The sequence below is a fragment of the Pseudomonas mediterranea CFBP 5447 genome, from assembly GCF_000774145.1.
GTDB lineage: Bacteria > Pseudomonadota > Gammaproteobacteria > Pseudomonadales > Pseudomonadaceae > Aquipseudomonas > Aquipseudomonas mediterranea.
Genome location: NZ_KN322987.1, coordinates 1,747,412 through 1,764,021 on the forward strand (window position 1 = coordinate 1,747,412; position 16,610 = coordinate 1,764,021).

The 16,610-nt window shown below is 60.0% G+C and carries 17 protein-coding genes; 5 read left to right on the forward strand and 12 right to left on the reverse strand.

Annotation, left to right across the window (positions count from 1 at the left end; translation table 11 throughout):
* Window positions 1–96 precede the first annotated feature (96 nt).
* Window positions 97–312 carry a dodecin gene (locus N005_RS27635; protein WP_047704048.1) on the reverse strand — a complete coding sequence of 72 codons (216 nt, stop codon included), beginning with the start codon at window positions 310–312 and terminating at the stop codon, window positions 97–99.
* Window positions 313–481: 169 nt separating this feature from the next.
* Between N005_RS27635 and N005_RS27640 the strand changes: the two genes are divergently transcribed.
* Window positions 482–808, forward strand: coding sequence for an ElaB/YgaM/YqjD family protein (locus N005_RS27640; RefSeq protein WP_024778479.1), 327 nt, complete (start codon window positions 482–484; stop codon window positions 806–808).
* On the opposite strand, the gene N005_RS27645 is transcribed toward N005_RS27640, so the two are convergent.
* A complete protein-coding gene (locus N005_RS27645; RefSeq protein ID WP_047704049.1) occupies window positions 805–1,698 on the reverse strand; it encodes a LysR family transcriptional regulator in 894 nt (297 codons plus the stop codon). The two genes, N005_RS27640 and N005_RS27645, sit on opposite strands and share 4 nt — an antisense overlap.
* Before the next feature lie 114 nt (window positions 1,699–1,812).
* On the opposite strand from N005_RS27645, the gene trpB reads away from it, so the two are divergent.
* Complete coding sequence (gene trpB, locus N005_RS27650) at window positions 1,813–3,045, forward strand: tryptophan synthase subunit beta (RefSeq protein WP_047704050.1); 1,233 nt, start codon at window positions 1,813–1,815, stop codon at window positions 3,043–3,045.
* The gene (gene trpA / locus N005_RS27655; RefSeq protein ID WP_047704051.1) at window positions 3,045–3,857 is read left to right on the forward strand and encodes a tryptophan synthase subunit alpha; all 813 of its coding nucleotides are present in this window, start codon (window positions 3,045–3,047) and stop codon (window positions 3,855–3,857) included. The genes trpB and trpA overlap by 1 nt, the downstream gene beginning before the upstream one ends.
* A gap of 242 nt (window positions 3,858–4,099) precedes the next feature.
* Here the strand turns inward: trpA and N005_RS27660 are convergent, their stop codons facing one another.
* The 10 genes from N005_RS27660 to N005_RS27705 all read right to left on the reverse strand — a co-directional run bounded on the left by N005_RS27660 (window position 4,100) and on the right by N005_RS27705 (window position 13,922).
* Entirely contained in the window at window positions 4,100–6,061 is a 1,962-nt protein-coding gene (locus N005_RS27660; RefSeq protein ID WP_047704052.1) for a DUF7844 domain-containing protein, read from the reverse strand.
* Window positions 6,058–6,378 carry a DUF2388 domain-containing protein gene (locus N005_RS27665; RefSeq protein ID WP_003187020.1) on the reverse strand — a complete coding sequence of 107 codons (321 nt, stop codon included), beginning with the start codon at window positions 6,376–6,378 and terminating at the stop codon, window positions 6,058–6,060. Before N005_RS27665 ends, N005_RS27660 begins: the two co-directional genes overlap by 4 nt.
* Before the next feature lie 26 nt (window positions 6,379–6,404).
* Window positions 6,405–6,713 (reverse strand): DUF2388 domain-containing protein, encoded by a 309-nt coding sequence (locus N005_RS27670; RefSeq protein ID WP_047704053.1) that lies wholly within the window; start codon window positions 6,711–6,713, stop codon window positions 6,405–6,407.
* A 106-nt stretch (window positions 6,714–6,819) separates the two neighbouring features.
* Window positions 6,820–7,137: a DUF2388 domain-containing protein gene (locus N005_RS27675; RefSeq protein ID WP_047704054.1), complete on the reverse strand. Its 318-nt coding sequence runs from the start codon at window positions 7,135–7,137 to the stop codon at window positions 6,820–6,822.
* A 327-nt stretch (window positions 7,138–7,464) separates the two neighbouring features.
* The gene (locus N005_RS27680; RefSeq protein ID WP_047704055.1) at window positions 7,465–7,680 is read right to left on the reverse strand and encodes a DUF1127 domain-containing protein; all 216 of its coding nucleotides are present in this window, start codon (window positions 7,678–7,680) and stop codon (window positions 7,465–7,467) included.
* A 324-nt stretch (window positions 7,681–8,004) separates the two neighbouring features.
* Window positions 8,005–9,498 (reverse strand): succinyl-CoA:acetate CoA-transferase ScpC, encoded by a 1,494-nt coding sequence (gene scpC, locus N005_RS27685; RefSeq protein ID WP_047704056.1) that lies wholly within the window; start codon window positions 9,496–9,498, stop codon window positions 8,005–8,007.
* 198 nt (window positions 9,499–9,696) lie between these two features.
* On the reverse strand, window positions 9,697–11,133 hold the full coding sequence (locus tag N005_RS27690) for an NAD(P)(+) transhydrogenase (Re/Si-specific) subunit beta (RefSeq protein WP_047704057.1): 1,437 nt from the start codon (window positions 11,131–11,133) through the stop codon (window positions 9,697–9,699).
* Window positions 11,133–11,453: an NAD(P) transhydrogenase subunit alpha part 2 gene (locus N005_RS27695; protein ID WP_003220416.1), complete on the reverse strand. Its 321-nt coding sequence runs from the start codon at window positions 11,451–11,453 to the stop codon at window positions 11,133–11,135. The genes N005_RS27690 and N005_RS27695 overlap by 1 nt, the downstream gene beginning before the upstream one ends.
* Window positions 11,454–11,468: 15 nt before the next feature.
* The gene (locus N005_RS27700; protein ID WP_047704058.1) at window positions 11,469–12,590 is read right to left on the reverse strand and encodes a Re/Si-specific NAD(P)(+) transhydrogenase subunit alpha; all 1,122 of its coding nucleotides are present in this window, start codon (window positions 12,588–12,590) and stop codon (window positions 11,469–11,471) included.
* A gap of 432 nt (window positions 12,591–13,022) precedes the next feature.
* Entirely contained in the window at window positions 13,023–13,922 is a 900-nt protein-coding gene (locus N005_RS27705) for a LysR family transcriptional regulator (RefSeq protein WP_047704059.1), read from the reverse strand.
* 157 nt (window positions 13,923–14,079) lie between these two features.
* Between N005_RS27705 and N005_RS27710 the strand changes: the two genes are divergently transcribed.
* Together N005_RS27710 and N005_RS27715 are read left to right on the forward strand one after the other, a co-directional pair.
* On the forward strand, window positions 14,080–15,261 hold the full coding sequence (locus tag N005_RS27710; RefSeq protein ID WP_039593369.1) for an acyl-CoA dehydrogenase: 1,182 nt from the start codon (window positions 14,080–14,082) through the stop codon (window positions 15,259–15,261).
* Window positions 15,262–15,274: 13 nt separating this feature from the next.
* Window positions 15,275–16,495, forward strand: a complete 1,221-nt coding sequence (locus N005_RS27715; protein ID WP_047704060.1) for a CaiB/BaiF CoA transferase family protein — start codon at window positions 15,275–15,277, stop codon at window positions 16,493–16,495.
* The last annotated feature ends 115 nt before the right edge of the window (window positions 16,496–16,610 follow it).

Genomic DNA, 16,610 nt, shown 5'->3' on the forward strand with positions numbered 1-16,610 from the left:
GGATCAATAGGCTGGTATTAAACAGGAGGGATGCGCCCGCCGGATAGCGCATCGCCATTCCTATGGCTCTCCGCCAGCGTGCAAGTTCCACGTGCCTCAGCTATTTGCGATCCGGAAGCCGACCTTGAGGGTTACCTGGAAGTGTGCGGCCCGGCCGTTTTCGATATGTCCGCGGGTTTCGGTGACTTCGAACCATTCCAGGTGCTTGAGGCTCTTGCTGGCTTCGGCCAGGGCATTGTTGATGGCATCTTCGATGCTGGTGGCGGATGAGCCGACCAGCTCGACCTTTTTGTACGTGTGGTGATCAGTCATGACGTTCTCCTGGGTTATTTCCAGCCGCTTGGCTACCAAGAGCCTAGCAGCGATTTTTCGCCTTACGTGTGGTGCCGTTCACGCGCTGAAGTTCAGATTTACTGCACTTTCAGAAACGCAGGGAGTCCCAACTTTCACACGCACTCAACCACTGCAGGAGAGAGCCACCATGGCCAGCAATTCATTACGCAAAGCCTCGTTGCAAAGCATGGAAGCGGAAATCGAGAATCTGCTCAAGTCGTTGGAAAGCCTGAAGGACGACGCTTCGGACGAGTCGCGTAAGACCCTCAAATCGCTCAAGGCAAACGCCGAAAATGCGTTGAAGCATTCCCGTCATCTGCTCAGCGACGCGTATGAAGAGGTCAAGGTGAAAACCCGCGAAACCGGGCTCGCCACACGCGACTACGCTCAAGAGCACCCGTGGACCACCGCCGGTGTCGCGGTCGGGGCCCTCGGTCTGTTGGCCGCTTATCTGCTGTGCAAGCGCGGTGATTAAGCCGGTTGGCTCAGCTCATGCCTGAGCCACTGGGCCAACTGCCGGGCGCGGCCGTCTGAGGCGCGCTTGGGTAGCCACAACGCCAGTCGCGCCGGGGTTTCAACGAAGCCCCATGGCGCGACGAGACGTCCGGCGCGGACATCCTCGGCCACCAACGGCTCGGGAGCGATGGCTACGCCCAACCCTGCCACCGCAGCCTCCAGCAAATAATACAAATGCTCGAAACCCTGGCCAAACCTCAGCGCTTGGGGATCGAGGTCGTTTTGCCGTGCCCAGGTCGGCCAGGCCTGTGGGCGGGACGTGGTATGCAACAACGACTCACCCAACAGCGCGCTGGCCGGGGCGGATTTCAGGTCGACGAAGCCGGTATAACGCGGGCTGATGACTGGGCCGATCCGCTCGCCGGCCAGCTCATACACCTGCATGTCTGCCGGCCAGGGCGGCTCGGCAAAGACCAGTAGTGCGTCCAGCCCTGGGCGCCTTGGGTCCAGATCACCTTCGCCGGCGGATAGATGCAGGCGCAAGTCCGGCAGATCGGCATTGAGTCGGCCCAGGCGAGGAATGAACCAGCGCGCCAACAAACTGCCCGAGCAGCCCAGCACAAACGGAGCATCCGCCGTGCTTTGGGTGAGTTCGGCGCAGGCGCTACGTAGCCGCTCGAAAGCTTCGGCGCTGGCATCACGCAGGCGCAGGCCCGCATCTGTGAGTTTAAGGCCGCGTCCATCCTTGACGAACAGGCTGACGCCCAGATGTTCCTCCAGCACCTTCAACTGTCGGCTGACGGCGCCGTGAGTCACGTGAAGCTGTTCGGCAGCCTGGCTTACGCTGTTCAAGCGGGCGGTGGCTTCGAAGGCGCGCAAGGCGTTGAGCGGAGGCAGATCGTGGCTCATGGTATCTGTGAGTTTTTCTGACAGGTTGCGGCGATCTTATCGGTTTTCAGAGAGGGATGTCAGGGGTAGAGTGACCTCATTGTCTTCTTTCGCATTTGCCTGGAGCGTTCCCCCATGACCCAGCCTACGACCCCTTTCAACCTGCGCAGCGGCCCCGACGCCAATGGCCTGTTCGGTGCGTTCGGCGGCCGCTATGTGGCCGAAACCCTCATGCCATTGATCCTCGATCTGGCCCGTGAATACGAAGTGGCGAAGGAAGATCCTGCGTTCATCGAGGAACTGGCCTACTTCCAGCGGGACTACGTCGGTCGTCCGAGTCCGCTCTACTTCGCTGAGCGCCTGACCGAGTACTGCGGTGGCGCGAAGATCTATCTCAAGCGCGAGGAGCTGAACCACACCGGCGCGCACAAGATCAACAACTGCATCGGCCAGATCCTGCTGGCGCGGCGCATGGGCAAAAAACGCATCATCGCCGAGACCGGCGCCGGCATGCATGGCGTGGCCACTGCCACCGTGGCCGCACGTTTCGGCCTGGATTGCGTGATCTACATGGGCACCACCGACATCGAGCGCCAACAGGCCAACGTGTTCCGCATGAAATTGCTCGGCGCCGAAGTGATTCCGGTGGTCGCCGGTACCGGTACCCTGAAAGATGCCATGAACGAAGCCCTGCGCGACTGGGTCACCAACGTCGACAGCACGTTCTACCTGATCGGCACCGTGGCTGGTCCGCACCCGTATCCGGCCATGGTTCGCGACTTCCAGGCGGTGATCGGCAAGGAAACCCGCGATCAACTGCAAGCCCAGGAAGGCCGCCTTCCGGACAGCCTGGTGGCGTGCATCGGCGGTGGTTCGAATGCGATGGGCCTGTTCCACCCCTTCCTGGACGACAAGAGCGTCGAGATCATCGGCGTCGAAGCGGCTGGCTACGGCATCGAAACCGGCAAGCACGCGGCGAGCCTGAACGGTGGCGTCCCCGGCGTATTGCACGGCAACCGTACTTTCCTGCTGCAAGACGAAGACGGCCAGATCATCGACGCTCACTCGATTTCCGCCGGCCTCGACTACCCAGGTATTGGTCCGGAACACGCCTGGTTGCACGACATCGGTCGCGTCCAGTACACCTCGATCACCGATGCCGAAGCCCTGGACGCCTTCCACAAATGCTGCCGTCTGGAAGGCATCATCCCTGCGCTGGAAAGCTCCCATGCCCTGGCTGAAGTGTTCAAGCGCGCGCCGAACCTGCCCAAGGATCACCTGATGGTGGTCAACCTCTCCGGCCGTGGCGACAAAGACATGCAAACCGTGATGCACCACATGGAACAGTCCCAGCAGGAGAAACACTGATGAGCCGCCTGCAAACCCGTTTTGCCGAACTCAAGCAACAGAACCGCGCCGCCCTGGTGACCTTTGTGACTGCGGGCGATCCGAACTATGACACCTCGCTGGCAATCCTCAAGGGCTTGCCGGCGGCCGGTGCCGATGTGATCGAGCTGGGCATGCCGTTTACCGATCCGATGGCCGACGGCCCGGCGATCCAGTTGGCGAACATCCGCGCGCTGGGGGCCCAACAGAACCTGGCAAAAACCCTGCAGATGGTTCGCGAGTTCCGTAAAGACAACAGCGAGACACCCCTGGTGCTGATGGGCTACTTCAACCCGATCCATCGTTATGGTGTGCAGCGTTTCATTGGCGAGGCGCTGGACTCCGGCGTCGATGGCCTGATCGTGGTGGACATGCCGCCCGAGCACAACGGCGAACTGTGCGATCCGGCCCAGGCGGCGGGCCTGGATTTCATCCGCCTGACCACACCAACCACTGATGACGTGCGGTTGCCGACCGTGCTCAATGGCAGTTCGGGTTTTGTGTACTACGTGTCGGTGGCGGGCGTGACCGGCGCTGGTGCCGCAACGCTGGAACATGTGGAAGAAGCCGTGGCGCGTCTGCGTCGCCACACTGATCTGCCGATCAGCATCGGTTTCGGCATCCGCACGCCGGAACAGGCCGCCGCCATCGCACGATTGGCCGATGGCGTGGTGGTCGGCTCGGCGTTGATCGACCATATCGCCAGCGCCGAGACATCGGAGCAGGCAGTCGACGGCGTGCTGAGCCTGTGCGCCGCCCTGGCCGACGGTGTGCGTAATGCGCGCTTGAGCTGATTCATTGCTGCAACAAAAAAGGGTTCAGAACAGCGGTTCTGAACCCTTTTTTGTTGTGCATGGAAATGATCTGCAGTTATTGCCCGGGTTGCTCGCTGTGGCGAGGGAGCTTGCTCCCGCTCGGCTGCGGAGCAGTCGTGAACCGGTGGACTCGGTAGTGCTGGGAAATGGCATCGCTTGGTTTCAGGACCGCTCCGCGGCCCAACGGGAGCAAGCTCCCTCGCCACAACGAGCCAGGTTCATCAAGGCAGCTCCAACCCGCCACCCGCCTTGTGCAGTTTGCGCAGATGTTCACCAAGCTCCTTGACGTTCGCCTCGCTCGCGGCGATTTCAGCGGCGCGGCTTGGTTCGAGCAGAGCCCGGACTTCCTTGTCCAGGTCGCCCGTCAGTGTTTGCAGCTGTTTCTGGCGCAGGCTGCTTTCCGATTCCAGTCGCTGCCACTCGCTGGGCTGGGGCAACCCGTAGCCGCTACTGCCCAGCAACTCCGCAGGGCGGCTCAGGAAACCGCTGTTGGCGAGGATCTGCTGCAATGTCGCGTTGGCCCGTTCCATGCCGCCATTCTGCAGTTCGCGGGCACCGAGGTAGCGTTGCTTGACTTCATCCTGGGCCAGCAGCAGTTGCCGGCGATAACTGGCCTGTTCCAGCAACAGCAATGCCGCGCTGGTGCGCAGGTCTGCCTGTTCGAACCAGACACGGCGCTCGGCGGCGTCCAGGGCCAGCCAGTCCTCTACCGATTGCTGTTTGATCGGCAGGTACTTCTTCAGCACATTGAACATCGCCTGATACCGCTCGCGAAAGGAGTCGAAGCGGTAGCCCAGGCGCAGGGCCTCCTTGGGGTCGTCCAACACACTGGTATCCGCCAAGCCTCGTCCCTTGAGCACTTCCAGCAAGCCGTTGGGCATGATGCTGTCCAGGCCCTTGAGTTGCTCGTTATTGCTGCCGCTGCGCAGCAGCTTCAAGCTTTCCACCGCGCAGTTATTGGACAGGAAGTAATAGCTGCCGTCATAGCTCCAGTGCATTTCGGCGGCGTGTTCGACCGTCTCCTCGATCTCGGTCCGTGACAGGTTCAGCGGTACGGACGCCAGGCTGCGCAGTTCGGTCTTGGTGTATTCATCGATCACCTGGGCCAGCGGCAACACGAACAACCGCGACGGGTACTTGCCCACCAGGCCGTCCCAACTGGACAGCTGCACATCACCGACGAAGGCACGGTACGAGAGCACCAGGTGTTGATCCAGATCCAACCGGCAATCCGGCCCACGTGGACGGCCGGGTGCGCAGATCACCAACCGCAGCATGCTGTGGCCCCAGCGGCTGACCCAGTTCTGGTTGGCTTCTGCCAGCAGGTAATCGATGGCGTAGACCCGTTCCGGGTCGACCTTGCCCAGTGGTGTCCGGGCGAAGTCGTTGCCGGCATTGAGGAAGGCGAACGATTTGGCGCAGGTGTCCTTGGCGGGCGGGGCCCAGCCAAAGTGTTCCTGATAATAGCGGTACAGCGCGGGCCGTCGGCAGGCGTAGCTCGGGTCGAGGAGAAAGTACTCCATGTTGACCGCGACGAATTCCTTGGGACTGCTGGTCTCGTAGAGGTCCGGGCTGCGGGCGACCTGGCGGTTGTGCTGCTCCCGTTCACCGCGCCGCCCGACGTATTGCGGCCAGCCAGCGAGGTCCAGCAGGCGAGGATCATCACTGAGGGTGAAGCGGCGATCGTTCTGGCCCCGGCATTCATCCGGGAGGCCGATCAACCCGGCGCTGCTGTTGCGTCGCGTGCAGCGCTGGATCAACGCACGCTCGGCATCCGGCCATAAACGTGCGCGGTCATAGATGTGGGTCAGTTCATGCAGGACGGTGGCAAGCAATTCCCGCCGCACGGTGCCGTGGGGCCGGTGAGTCTTTTGCGTAGCGGCGCTGCCGTCCGTGAGGCTGTCGAGCAGGTTGCTGTTGAGGTCGAGCTCTGACACCAACGAGGCTTGGCCATACGCATTGGCCGGCATCTGGTCGGTCCAGCCGACATCGATACGACGGTCCAGTTGTTCGATGAAGCGTGGCGGCAAGGCCGCCATGGCTTCATCGAGCAGCGCCTGGCTGGCCTGCTGCTGCGCGAGGCTCAGGCCTTCGCCGTTGAGGTGCAATCGCAGGCCGGCCTGGGCTGTGCCGCCCATGAGCAGCAGGACCCCGGCCGCCAGCCAGGCGGCGAGCCGCCTCACAGTGCGAGGATGGCTTCGGCGAGGACCTGGTCGCTGGCATCGCGGGCTTCCGGCACGCGGGTACGCAAGGTGTCGAAGGCGGCCTCGAGGTGAGCGCCACGGATTTCACCGTTGCTGGCGACGAAGCTGGCTGCATCGTCGTGGGCTTCGCGAACGATCTTCGAATCGCGGATGGAAGTGGTGGTATCGGAGGTGAAATCGATCGTGCGCTGCGAGGCGCGAACGATGATGTTACTGGTGGCTACCAGGGTATGGGCCTGGGCCACATCGGCCAATACCAGCAGGCCTAGGGCGGCAGCAATCAGCGGGCTACGCATGGAACGACTCCGGAAAGTAGGGATAACTATTGGACGAGAATTGCCTGTGCCAGTTCAAGGTCGCTGACATGAAGTTTTGGCTGGGCCTGGCGTAGATAAACCAAGGCCGACTCCAGTCGTGCACCCCGCAACTGTCCATCACTGGCAACGAATACTGCCGCGTCATCGCGAGCGGCGACGATCAGTTTATGGTCGAAGGGCGCAGAGGTCACCATGCTCGTGGCATAGCCGCTGACCACCACCTGTTGGGTGGATACATCGAAGGCATGAGCCGAAACGGACCAGCAGGCAGCGACCAGGAACAAAACGACAGGCAGATCTGAGGTAAAACGCATGGCACTCGACGGTTGATGGCGAACCTGAAGGCTAGCGCAAACCGCCGGGCCAGAGCCAGCGTTGAAACATCGGGATACCTTCGGCGGCCCGATGTTTCATGTTGGATCAGATCACCAGGATCGCCTGGGCCAACTGGACATCGGTGGCGTTCAACTGCGGCGCCTGTTGGCGGATGAAATTCAAGGCACTTTCCAGTTTCACGCCACGGATGGCGCCTTCGCTGGCCACGAAGCTGGCGGCATCGTCACGGGCCGCCTGGACGATTTTATTGTCCCGCAGCGACGAAGTCGCATCGGAAGTAGCATCGGACGTGGCCTTGAGCGCCCCAACGAGGGAGTCGGTGGTGACGATGAAGCTGCTGGCATTGGCATGGGCGGTTACGGCCAGCAAGGCTGCAACGCTGAGCAGACGAAGACGGATCATGATGGGGCTCCTTGGGTGATGAATGCCGATTCTGTAGCGGGAAGAGGAGACGCCTGTCCAACTCGCTTCGCCACGTTCGCCTGGATAGTAAGCCAGATCGCGGCGTAGGACAGCTCTGATATAGAGCGTCCGCTCTGTCGAATTGCCGAAAATCAAAACTGTACCTATTAAATTACATGTTTATGGAAATTGTACCTGTTCCGGGCTGAGACGCTTGTTTCAGGGCCCTGAAACGACAAGACCCGTCGCGGTTTCCCGCGACGGGTCTTGTCTTGTTCAATTCGGTGCTGGCGGTGGACCCGGTGGGTCAGGGCCAGCGACGCTGAGTTAGCGCCAGAACGGCTTGCTCAGCTCTTCGTAGCGTTGTGCTTCGCTGATACCGGCGTCTGCCAGCAGGCGAGCATCCAGACGAGCCAGTTGATGGCGGCTGGCGATACGGCGCTGCCACAACATCAGGTTGGCAAGAACGCGAAGAGGCAGGGAAGCCTGGTTTTTTGCAGCGTTGTCTTCGTAAAACAGCTCGGAACTGAGTGTACGTTCCATGGTTGACATCCTTCCGCTTATGGCGGGATTAGGTAGTGGTTTAACTTTAACTGGTGCCCATGATCCTCTCGTTTGGCCAGACTCTGTAGATACAGTTCTCTAGTATTGTGCGCGACCAGTTAACTGTTAAAGGGCAGTGTACTGGTCCATATTGAGGCAACTGTACCTGTCTGCACTGTAGTGGTGCATATTTCGACGATCGAGCGCGCTAAGCGGTAAAAGACGCTACGAAAACACCGGTACAGCAGTACAGTTTTTGTCGGTAAGCGCCGTGGGATGATGACCGACGAAAACTGTATGTGTTGCGGCGCTGATCCAGCTGTATCAAACAGCCAACATGCATCCGGTTTCTTCCAGGTTCAGGTGCCAGCTCAGTGCGTCGCGCAGGATGTGAGGCGTATGTCCACCCAAGGCACACGCCGCTTCAAAATACTCATTCAAGGCTTGGCGATAGGTCGGATGCACGCAATGGTCGATGATGACCCGTGCCCGTTCCCGCGGTGCCAGGCCTCGCAGATCGGCCAAGCCGATTTCGGTGACCAGGATGTCGACATCATGCTCGGTGTGATCCACGTGGCTGACCATGGGCACGACGCTGGAGATAGCGCCTCCTTTCGCAATCGACTTGGTCACGAAAATCGCCAGGTGCGCGTTGCGGGCAAAGTCTCCCGAGCCGCCGATGCCATTCATCATTCGTGTGCCGCAGACATGGGTGGAGTTGACGTTGCCGTACAGGTCGAATTCCAGGGCGGTATTGATGCCGATGATGCCCAGGCGGCGGACGATTTCAGGATGGTTGGAAATCTCCTGTGGTCGCAGGACGAGTTTGTCTTTGTACTTCTCCAGGTTGGCGAACACATCGGCATTGCGCCGGGCCGACAGCGTAATAGAGCTGCCTGAGGCGAAGCTCAGTTTGCCAGCGTCGATCAGGTCGAACGTGGAGTCCTGGAGGACTTCGGAGTACATGGTCAGTTCTTCGAAGGGCGAATCGATCAACCCGCACATGACGGCGTTGGCGATGTTGCCGATACCGGCCTGCAGCGGGCCAAGCTTGTTGGTCATGCGCCCGGCCGCGACTTCGCGCTTGAAGAAATCGATCAAGTGATCGGCAATGGCCTGGGTGTCGCTGTCCGGTGGTGTGACGGTCGACGGCGAGTCGCCCTGGTTGGTGATGACAATGGCGGCGATTTTCTCCGGTGGGATCGGGATGGCGGTACTGCCGATACGGTCGTCGACCTTCACCAGGGGGATCGGTGTGCGGGTTGGGCGATAGGTTGGGATATAGATGTCGTGCAGCCCTTCCAGGTCCGGGTTGTGGGCCAGGTTGATTTCAACGATCACTTGTCGGGCGAAGATGGCAAAACTGGCGGAGTTGCCCACTGATGTGGTCGGGACGATGTGGCCTTGTTCAGTGATGGCGACGGCTTCGATCACGGCTATATCGGGTAGCTTGAGCTGGGCGTTGCGCAACTGCTCCACGGTTTCCGAAAGGTGCTGGTCGATGAACATCACCTCCCCTGAGTTGATCGCCTTGCGCAACGTGCTGTCGACCTGGAACGGCATGCGTCGCGCCAGCACGCCGGCCTGAGTGAGCTCCTTGTCGAGGTCGTTACCCAGGCTTGCGCCGGTCATCAGGCTGATTTTCAGCGGGCTGACCTTGGCACGCTCGGCCAGGGCGTGGGGGACTGCTTTCGCTTCACCGGCACGGGTGAAGCCGCTCATGCCGACGGTCATGCCATCCTCGATCAACAAGGCTGCGTCGGTAGCGCTCATCACTTTATTCAACAACGAAGGCAGGCGAATGCGGTCACGGTACATGGAATGTGTTCTCGGGCTGGGAGCAAGGATGCGCAGTCTAGTGAATTCGCGCCGTACCCGACCCGCGACAAAAGTCGCATTTGAGGCGTCTATTACGGGGGTTTCAGGCAAAACATCATTACCGGATCGGTAACATCAGGCCTTGATACAAATCAAAACGCCCCGACAAGTCGGGGCGTTTTAGTGAAGCAGAGGACGTTATTCCACGGCCTTGACCATGTCCTCGATGACTTTCTTGGCGTCACCGAACACCATCATGGTCTTGTCCAGATAGAACAACTCGTTGTCCAGGCCGGCATAGCCGCTGGCCATGGAACGCTTGTTGACGATGATGGTCTTGGCCTTGAAGGCTTCGAGGATCGGCATGCCGGCAATCGGCGATTTCGGATCGTTCTTCGCCGCCGGGTTGACCACGTCGTTGGCGCCGAGCACCAGGACCACGTCGGCCTGGCCGAACTCGGAGTTGATGTCCTCCATCTCGAACACCTGGTCGTAAGGCACTTCGGCCTCGGCCAGCAATACGTTCATGTGTCCGGGCATGCGACCGGCCACCGGGTGGATCGCGTACTTCACGGTCACGCCATGGTGGGTGAGCTTTTCAGTCAGCTCTTTCAAGGCATGCTGCGCCCGCGCTACTGCCAAGCCATAGCCCGGCACGATGATCACGGTGTCGGCGTTGGTCAGCAGGAACGTGGCGTCATCCGCGGAGCCCGATTTGACCGGACGCGCTTCCTTCGAGCCGGCCGGGCCTGCCGCATCGGCGCTGTTGCCGAAGCCGCCCAGCAGCACGTTGAAGAACGAACGGTTCATGGCCTTGCACATGATGTACGAGAGGATCGCACCGCTTGAGCCCACCAGGGAGCCGGCGATGATCAGCATCGAGTTGTTCAACGAGAAGCCGATACCCGCCGCTGCCCAGCCCGAATAGCTGTTGAGCATCGACACCACCACCGGCATGTCCGCACCGCCGATAGGGATGATGATCAGCACGCCCAGCACGAATGCCAGGGCCAGCATCAGGGCGAAGGCGCCGAGGTTACCCGTGACCATGAACATCACGCCCAGTCCCAACGTGGCCAGACCCAGAATCAGGTTGAGCTTGTGCTGGCCGCCGAACTGCACCGGCGCGCCTTGGAACAGGCGGAACTTGTATTTGCCGGACAGCTTGCCAAAGGCGATCACCGAACCGGAGAAGGTGATTGCACCGATGGCCGCGCCGAGGAACAACTCCAGGCGGTTACCGGCCGGAATCGAATCGCCCAGTTGCTTGACGATGCCCAGGGATTGCGGCTCGACGACGGCAGCGATGGCGATGAACACGGCCGCCAGGCCGATCATGCTGTGCATGAACGCCACCAGCTCCGGCATCTTGGTCATTTCGACGCGCTTGGCCATGATCGAACCGGCGGTGCCGCCGATCAACAGGCCGACGATGACGTAACCGATGCCTGCGGTCGCAAGTTCGGCCCCCAGCTTATAGATGAGGCCCACGGTCGTAGCGATCGCCAGTGCCATGCCGAGCATGCCGAACAGGTTGCCGCGACGGGATGTGGTCGGGTGCGACAGGCCTTTGAGGGCCTGGATGAAACAGATCGACGCGATCAGATACAGCGTCGTTACCAGGTTCATGCTCATTACTTGGGCGCCTCTTCTTTTGCTTTCGGGGCTTTTTTCTTGAACATCTCAAGCATGCGGCGCGTCACCAGGAAGCCACCGAATACGTTGACCGCGGCCAGGGCCACGGCCAGGGTGCCCATGGTCTTGCCCAGTGGGGTCACGGTCAGCGCGGCGGCGAGCATCGCACCGACGATCACGATCGCCGAAATGGCGTTGGTCACTGCCATCAACGGAGTGTGCAGTGCTGGCGTTACGTTCCAGACCACGTGGTAACCGACATAAATCGCCAGCACGAAGATGATCAGGTTGTAGATACCGGGGGAGATAAGCTCTTCCATTGTCTGAATCCCTGCTTAGGCGTTTTTGCGGATGACCTGGCCGTCGCGGCACATCAGGCACGCGGCGACGATGTCGTCTTCCAGGTTCACGTCGAACTGACCTTCCTTGGTGAAGACCAGCTTCAGGAAGTCCAGCAGGTTACGGGCGTACAGCGCCGAAGCGTCGGCTGCGACTTCACCGGCCAGGTTGGTCGGGCCGACGATGGTCACGCCGTTCTCGACAACCACCTGATCGGCCACGGTCAGCGGGCAGTTGCCACCCTGGGCAGCCGCGAGGTCAATGATCACCGAGCCGGGTTTCATCTGCGCCACGGTTTCGGCGCTCAGCAAGGTCGGTGCCTTGCGGCCGGGGATCAACGCCGTGGTGATGACGATGTCGGCCTGCTTGGCACGCTCATGCACCGCCTGGGCCTGGCGCTGCATCCAGCTGGCGGGCATGGGGCGAGCGTAACCGCCGACGCCGACAGCGCATTCGCGCTCTTCATCGGTTTCATAAGGCACGTCGACGAACTTCGCGCCGAGGGATTCGATCTGTTCCTTCACCGCCGGACGCACGTCCGAAGCTTCGATCACCGCACCCAGGCGTTTGGCCGTGGCAATCGCCTGCAACCCGGCTACACCTGCGCCGAGAATCAGCACGCGCGCCGCTTTCACGGTGCCCGCAGCCGTCATCAGCATCGGCATGAAGCGTGGGTAGTAGTGCGCGGCCAGCAGCACGGCCTTGTAGCCGGCAATGTTGGCTTGGGACGACAGCACATCCAGGCTCTGGGCGCGGGAGGTACGTGGCGCTGCCTCGAGGGCGAAGGCGGTAATGCCGCATTCAGCCAGCTTGGCGATGGTTTCGTTGTTGAACGGATTGAGCATGCCCACCAGAACGGTGCCGCTCTTGATCAGCGCCAGTTCGCTGTCGCTGGGAGCAACCACCTTGAGGATCAGTTCGGCCCCGAACGCGTCGCTGGCACTGCCAATGGTCGCGCCGGCGGCTTCATAGGCACTGTCGATAACGCTGGCCTTGAGACCCGCGCCGCTCTGAACAGTGACTTTATGACCCTGGCCGATCAGCTTCTTGATGGTTTCCGGGGTAGCAGCAACCCGTGTTTCACCCGTCTGGGTTTCGAGAGGAACACCAATGTGCACGTCAAATCTCCTGCGTGATCTTATTGAGTAAACCCATGCACTTCGGATGGTGCGGCTGGGGCGGCGGATCAGCACGATCCCGCCGAATCAGGCGGGGCGCGGCATTTTGCAGGCGAAAATACAGCCCTTCAAGGGATTATGACGGGTGACGAAAAATTAACTACAAGTCACCCTGTGACCGAATGTCGCAATCATCGGTCCTCAACCCATGCAGGCCGTGCCTTTCCCGGATTCAGGCTCAATTTAATAAATTTTCCCATCGGCCAGATGAATGAGCCGTAATGAGCGGGGCGATATGGCTCAAAGCCACGTATTTGAACGCTTCTGAGACTACTGTACTGATTTCTGAACAGATTGACTGATTGCGACAAAAACTTATATCTGTAGCGCTTTTTATTAGCTTACTACCAGACTGGGTTATGAGTGATTGCTTTATAAATCAATGAGATAACCTCTGGCTTGGCCTACCAGCCAATCCCGAAAAGCCCTCAGGGACGCGGATTCGACCTTTCGTTCCGGGATCATCAGGTAATAGGCCTTGATGCTCGATAACGCGTTGCTGTTGGCAACGACCAGGCGTTTTTCTGCCAACTCCCGCTGTATCAGGAAGGGCGGAATCAAGGCGATTCCCATGTGGTGCATGGCGGCCTGGGCAAGCATGGAGAATAGTTCATAACGCGGGCCTGTCAGGTCGCGCGCAACGTTGAGGTCTTGCGCGTTGAACCACTGGCGCCAGGCATAGGGGCGGGTGGTTTGCTGGAGTAGAGGCAACTCGGCAATGGCTTGCGGTGTCAGGCTGTTGCGGTTGCCCAACAGGGCGGGGCTGCAGACCGGCATGGGGTTTTCGCCCATGAGCTTGTGGGATTCGGTACCGGACCAGTCGGCATCGCCAAAATAGATGGCGGCGTCAAAGTCCGTGTCCGCAAACAGAAAGGGGCGCGTGCGGTTGGTCAGGTTGACGGTGACTTCTGGATGTTGCTGCTGGAAGTCCTTCAAGCGTGGTAACAGCCATTGGGTTCCAAACGTGGGCACCACGGCCAGCTCGATCACGTTCGCGCCAGTGTGTCCCATCACTGAAAGCGTATCTCGCTCGACCGCGTCCAGTTGAGTGGCAACCCGGCGGCTATAGGACAGGCCGGCTTCAGTCAGCTTGACGCCACGCCGCGAGCGTCGGAATAACGCCACGCCGAGAAAGTCTTCCAGGCTGGCGATCTGTCGGCAGATTGCTCCCTGAGTGAGGGAAAGCTCCTGTGCTGCCTTGGTAAAGCTCTCATGGCGTGCGGCGGCCTCGAAGCTGACCAGTGCGGCGGTACTGGGGATCTTGCGGCGCATGTACGGTGACCTCACTGATCGTTGGCATAAACAGGGGTTTTGACGTTTACGGAGTGAGAAATTAGCACAAGCACATGCGTAATCGTCGTTTGCCCTTGTAGGAAACCGCGCCTAGGATCAATCCACGATTTTTCATTTGATTGGCGAGGATTTTTTCATGGCCGGTAAAGCGAGCTTCAACTGGATCGATCCATTGTTGCTGGACCAGCAACTCACCGAAGAAGAACGCATGATCCGCGACACTGCCGAGCAATTCGCCCAGCAGAAACTTGCGCCACGGGTGCTGGAAGCGTTCCGTCATGAAAAAACCGATCCGGCGATCTTTCGTGAAATGGGTGAAGTGGGACTGTTGGGCGCTACCATTCCCGAGCAGTACGGCGGCAGTGGCTTGAACTATGTCAGCTATGGGCTGATCGCTCGTGAAGTGGAGCGCGTTGACTCCGGCTATCGCTCGATGATGAGCGTGCAGTCCTCGCTGGTCATGGTGCCTATCAACGAATTTGGCACCGAGGCCCAGAAGCAGAAATACCTGCCGAAGCTGGCCTCCGGTGAGTGGATCGGTTGCTTCGGTCTGACCGAGCCGAACCATGGTTCCGACCCGGGTGCGATGATTACTCGTGCGCGCAAAGTCGAAGGCGGCTACAGCCTGACCGGCAGCAAGATGTGGATCACCAACAGCCCGATTGCCGATGTGTTTGTGGTCTGGGGCAAGGACGACGCCGGCGATATCCGGGGCTTTGTGTTGGAGAAAGGCTGGAAGGGCCTGAGCGCGCCGGCCATTCATGGCAAGGTCGGGCTGCGTGCTTCCATCACCGGCGAGATCGTCATGGACAACGTGTTTGTTCCGGAAGAGAACATCTTCCCGGATGTGCGTGGCCTGAAAGGTCCGTTTACCTGTCTGAACTCGGCACGCTATGGCATTTCCTGGGGTGCCTTGGGTGCCGCCGAATTCTGCTGGCACACCGCTCGCCAATACACGCTGGATCGCCAGCAGTTTGGTCGGCCATTGGCGGCCAATCAGTTGATCCAGAAGAAACTGGCCGATATGCAGACTGAAATCACCCTCGCCCTGCAAGGATGCCTGCGCTTGGGGCGTATGAAAGATGAAGGTTCGGCGGCGGTGGAGATCACTTCGATCATGAAGCGCAACTCTTGCGGCAAGTCCCTGGATATCGCCCGCATGGCGCGGGATATGCTGGGCGGCAATGGTATCTCCGATGAGTTCGGCATTGCCCGTCATCTGGTGAACCTGGAAGTGGTGAACACATATGAAGGCACCCACGATGTTCATGCGCTGATCCTCGGTCGTGCGCAAACCGGTATCCAGGCGTTCTATTAATAGGAGAACGGCCATGGGCGCGCTTTCGCACTTGCGGGTGCTGGATTTATCGAGAGTCCTGGCCGGCCCTTGGGCCGGCCAGATCCTGGCGGACCTGGGAGCGGAGGTCATCAAGGTCGAGCGTCCAGGCAATGGCGACGACACCCGTGCCTGGGGGCCGCCCTTCCTGAAGGATGGCCGTGGCGAAAATACGACCGAGGCGGCTTATTACCTATCGGCCAATCGCAACAAGCAATCGGTCACCATCGACTTCACCCGGCCCGAGGGGCAGAACCTGGTGCGGGAGCTGGCGGCCAAGTCCGACATCCTGATCGAGAACTTCAAAGTCGGTGGGCTTGCGGCATATGGTCTGGACTACGATTCGCTGAAGGCGATCAATCCGCGTTTGATCTATTGCTCGATCACCGGGTTTGGCCAAACCGGTCCTTATGCAAAGCGCGCCGGTTATGACTTCATGATTCAGGGATTGGGGGGCTTGATGAGCCTCACCGGTCGACCCGAGGGGGATGAGGGCGCAGGGCCGGTGAAGGTCGGGGTGGCGCTGACGGATATCCTCACGGGGCTTTATTCGACCGCGGCCATCCTGGCAGCGCTGGCTCATCGTGACCAGGCGGGTGACGGTCAGCATATCGACATGGCATTGCTGGACGTTCAAGTGGCGTGCCTGGCCAACCAGGCGATGAACTACCTGACGACAGGCAATGCACCGAGGCGATTGGGCAATGCTCATCCCAATATCGTGCCTTATCAGGATTTTCCTACCGCTGACGGCGACTTCATTCTTACCGTGGGTAACGACGGCCAATTTCGCAAGTTTGCTGAGGTCGCCGGTCAGCCGCAGTGGGCGGACGATCCTCGTTTTGTGACGAACAAGCAGCGGGTGGCGAACCGAGCGGTGCTGATTCCATTGATTCGCCAGGCGACAGTGTTCAAGACCACGGCCGAATGGGTAGACCAGCTGGAGCAGGCCGGTGTGCCCTGCGGACCGATCAATGATCTGGAGCAGGTGTTTGCCGATCCCCAGGTGCAGGCTCGCGGGTTGGCGATGGAACTGCCCCATGCATTGGCCGGTAAGGTACCGCAGGTCGCCAGCCCGATTCGCTTGTCCAGGACGCCTGTGGAATACCGTCGCGCGCCTCCGTTGCTGGGGGAGCATACGTCGGAGGTACTGCAGCGTGTGCTTGGCTTGGATGAAGCGGGTGTAACTGCCTTTAGGGAAGTAGGGGTCATTTGAGGCTTTCTTCTATATAGAGGAGAGCCTTTTGGCAGGGCAGGCGGCGTTTTATCGGGTGTGTCGCAACGTATTGATAGAAAAGCGAAATTAAGGGTTGACGGCAGATTCTGAGTCT

Excerpts from the sequence above, each read along its gene's own strand:
- N005_RS27635 (WP_047704048.1), bottom strand. The coding sequence starts at position 312 with ATGACTGATCACCACACGTACAAAAAGGTCGAGCTGGTCGGCTCATCC.
- N005_RS27640 (WP_024778479.1), top strand. The coding sequence starts at position 482 with ATGGCCAGCAATTCATTACGCAAAGCCTCGTTGCAAAGCATGGAAGCG.
- N005_RS27645 (WP_047704049.1), bottom strand. The coding sequence starts at position 1,698 with ATGAGCCACGATCTGCCTCCGCTCAACGCCTTGCGCGCCTTCGAAGCC.
- trpB (WP_047704050.1), top strand. The coding sequence starts at position 1,813 with ATGACCCAGCCTACGACCCCTTTCAACCTGCGCAGCGGCCCCGACGCC.
- trpA (WP_047704051.1), top strand. The coding sequence starts at position 3,045 with ATGAGCCGCCTGCAAACCCGTTTTGCCGAACTCAAGCAACAGAACCGC.
- N005_RS27665 (WP_003187020.1), bottom strand. The coding sequence starts at position 6,378 with ATGCGTAGCCCGCTGATTGCTGCCGCCCTAGGCCTGCTGGTATTGGCC.
- N005_RS27670 (WP_047704053.1), bottom strand. The coding sequence starts at position 6,713 with ATGCGTTTTACCTCAGATCTGCCTGTCGTTTTGTTCCTGGTCGCTGCC.
- N005_RS27675 (WP_047704054.1), bottom strand. The coding sequence starts at position 7,137 with ATGATCCGTCTTCGTCTGCTCAGCGTTGCAGCCTTGCTGGCCGTAACC.
- N005_RS27680 (WP_047704055.1), bottom strand. The coding sequence starts at position 7,680 with ATGGAACGTACACTCAGTTCCGAGCTGTTTTACGAAGACAACGCTGCA.
- scpC (WP_047704056.1), bottom strand. The coding sequence starts at position 9,498 with ATGTACCGTGACCGCATTCGCCTGCCTTCGTTGTTGAATAAAGTGATG.
- N005_RS27690 (WP_047704057.1), bottom strand. The coding sequence starts at position 11,133 with ATGAGCATGAACCTGGTAACGACGCTGTATCTGATCGCGTCGATCTGT.
- N005_RS27695 (WP_003220416.1), bottom strand. The coding sequence starts at position 11,453 with ATGGAAGAGCTTATCTCCCCCGGTATCTACAACCTGATCATCTTCGTG.
- N005_RS27705 (WP_047704059.1), bottom strand. The coding sequence starts at position 13,922 with ATGCGCCGCAAGATCCCCAGTACCGCCGCACTGGTCAGCTTCGAGGCC.
- N005_RS27710 (WP_039593369.1), top strand. The coding sequence starts at position 14,080 with ATGGCCGGTAAAGCGAGCTTCAACTGGATCGATCCATTGTTGCTGGAC.
- N005_RS27715 (WP_047704060.1), top strand. The coding sequence starts at position 15,275 with ATGGGCGCGCTTTCGCACTTGCGGGTGCTGGATTTATCGAGAGTCCTG.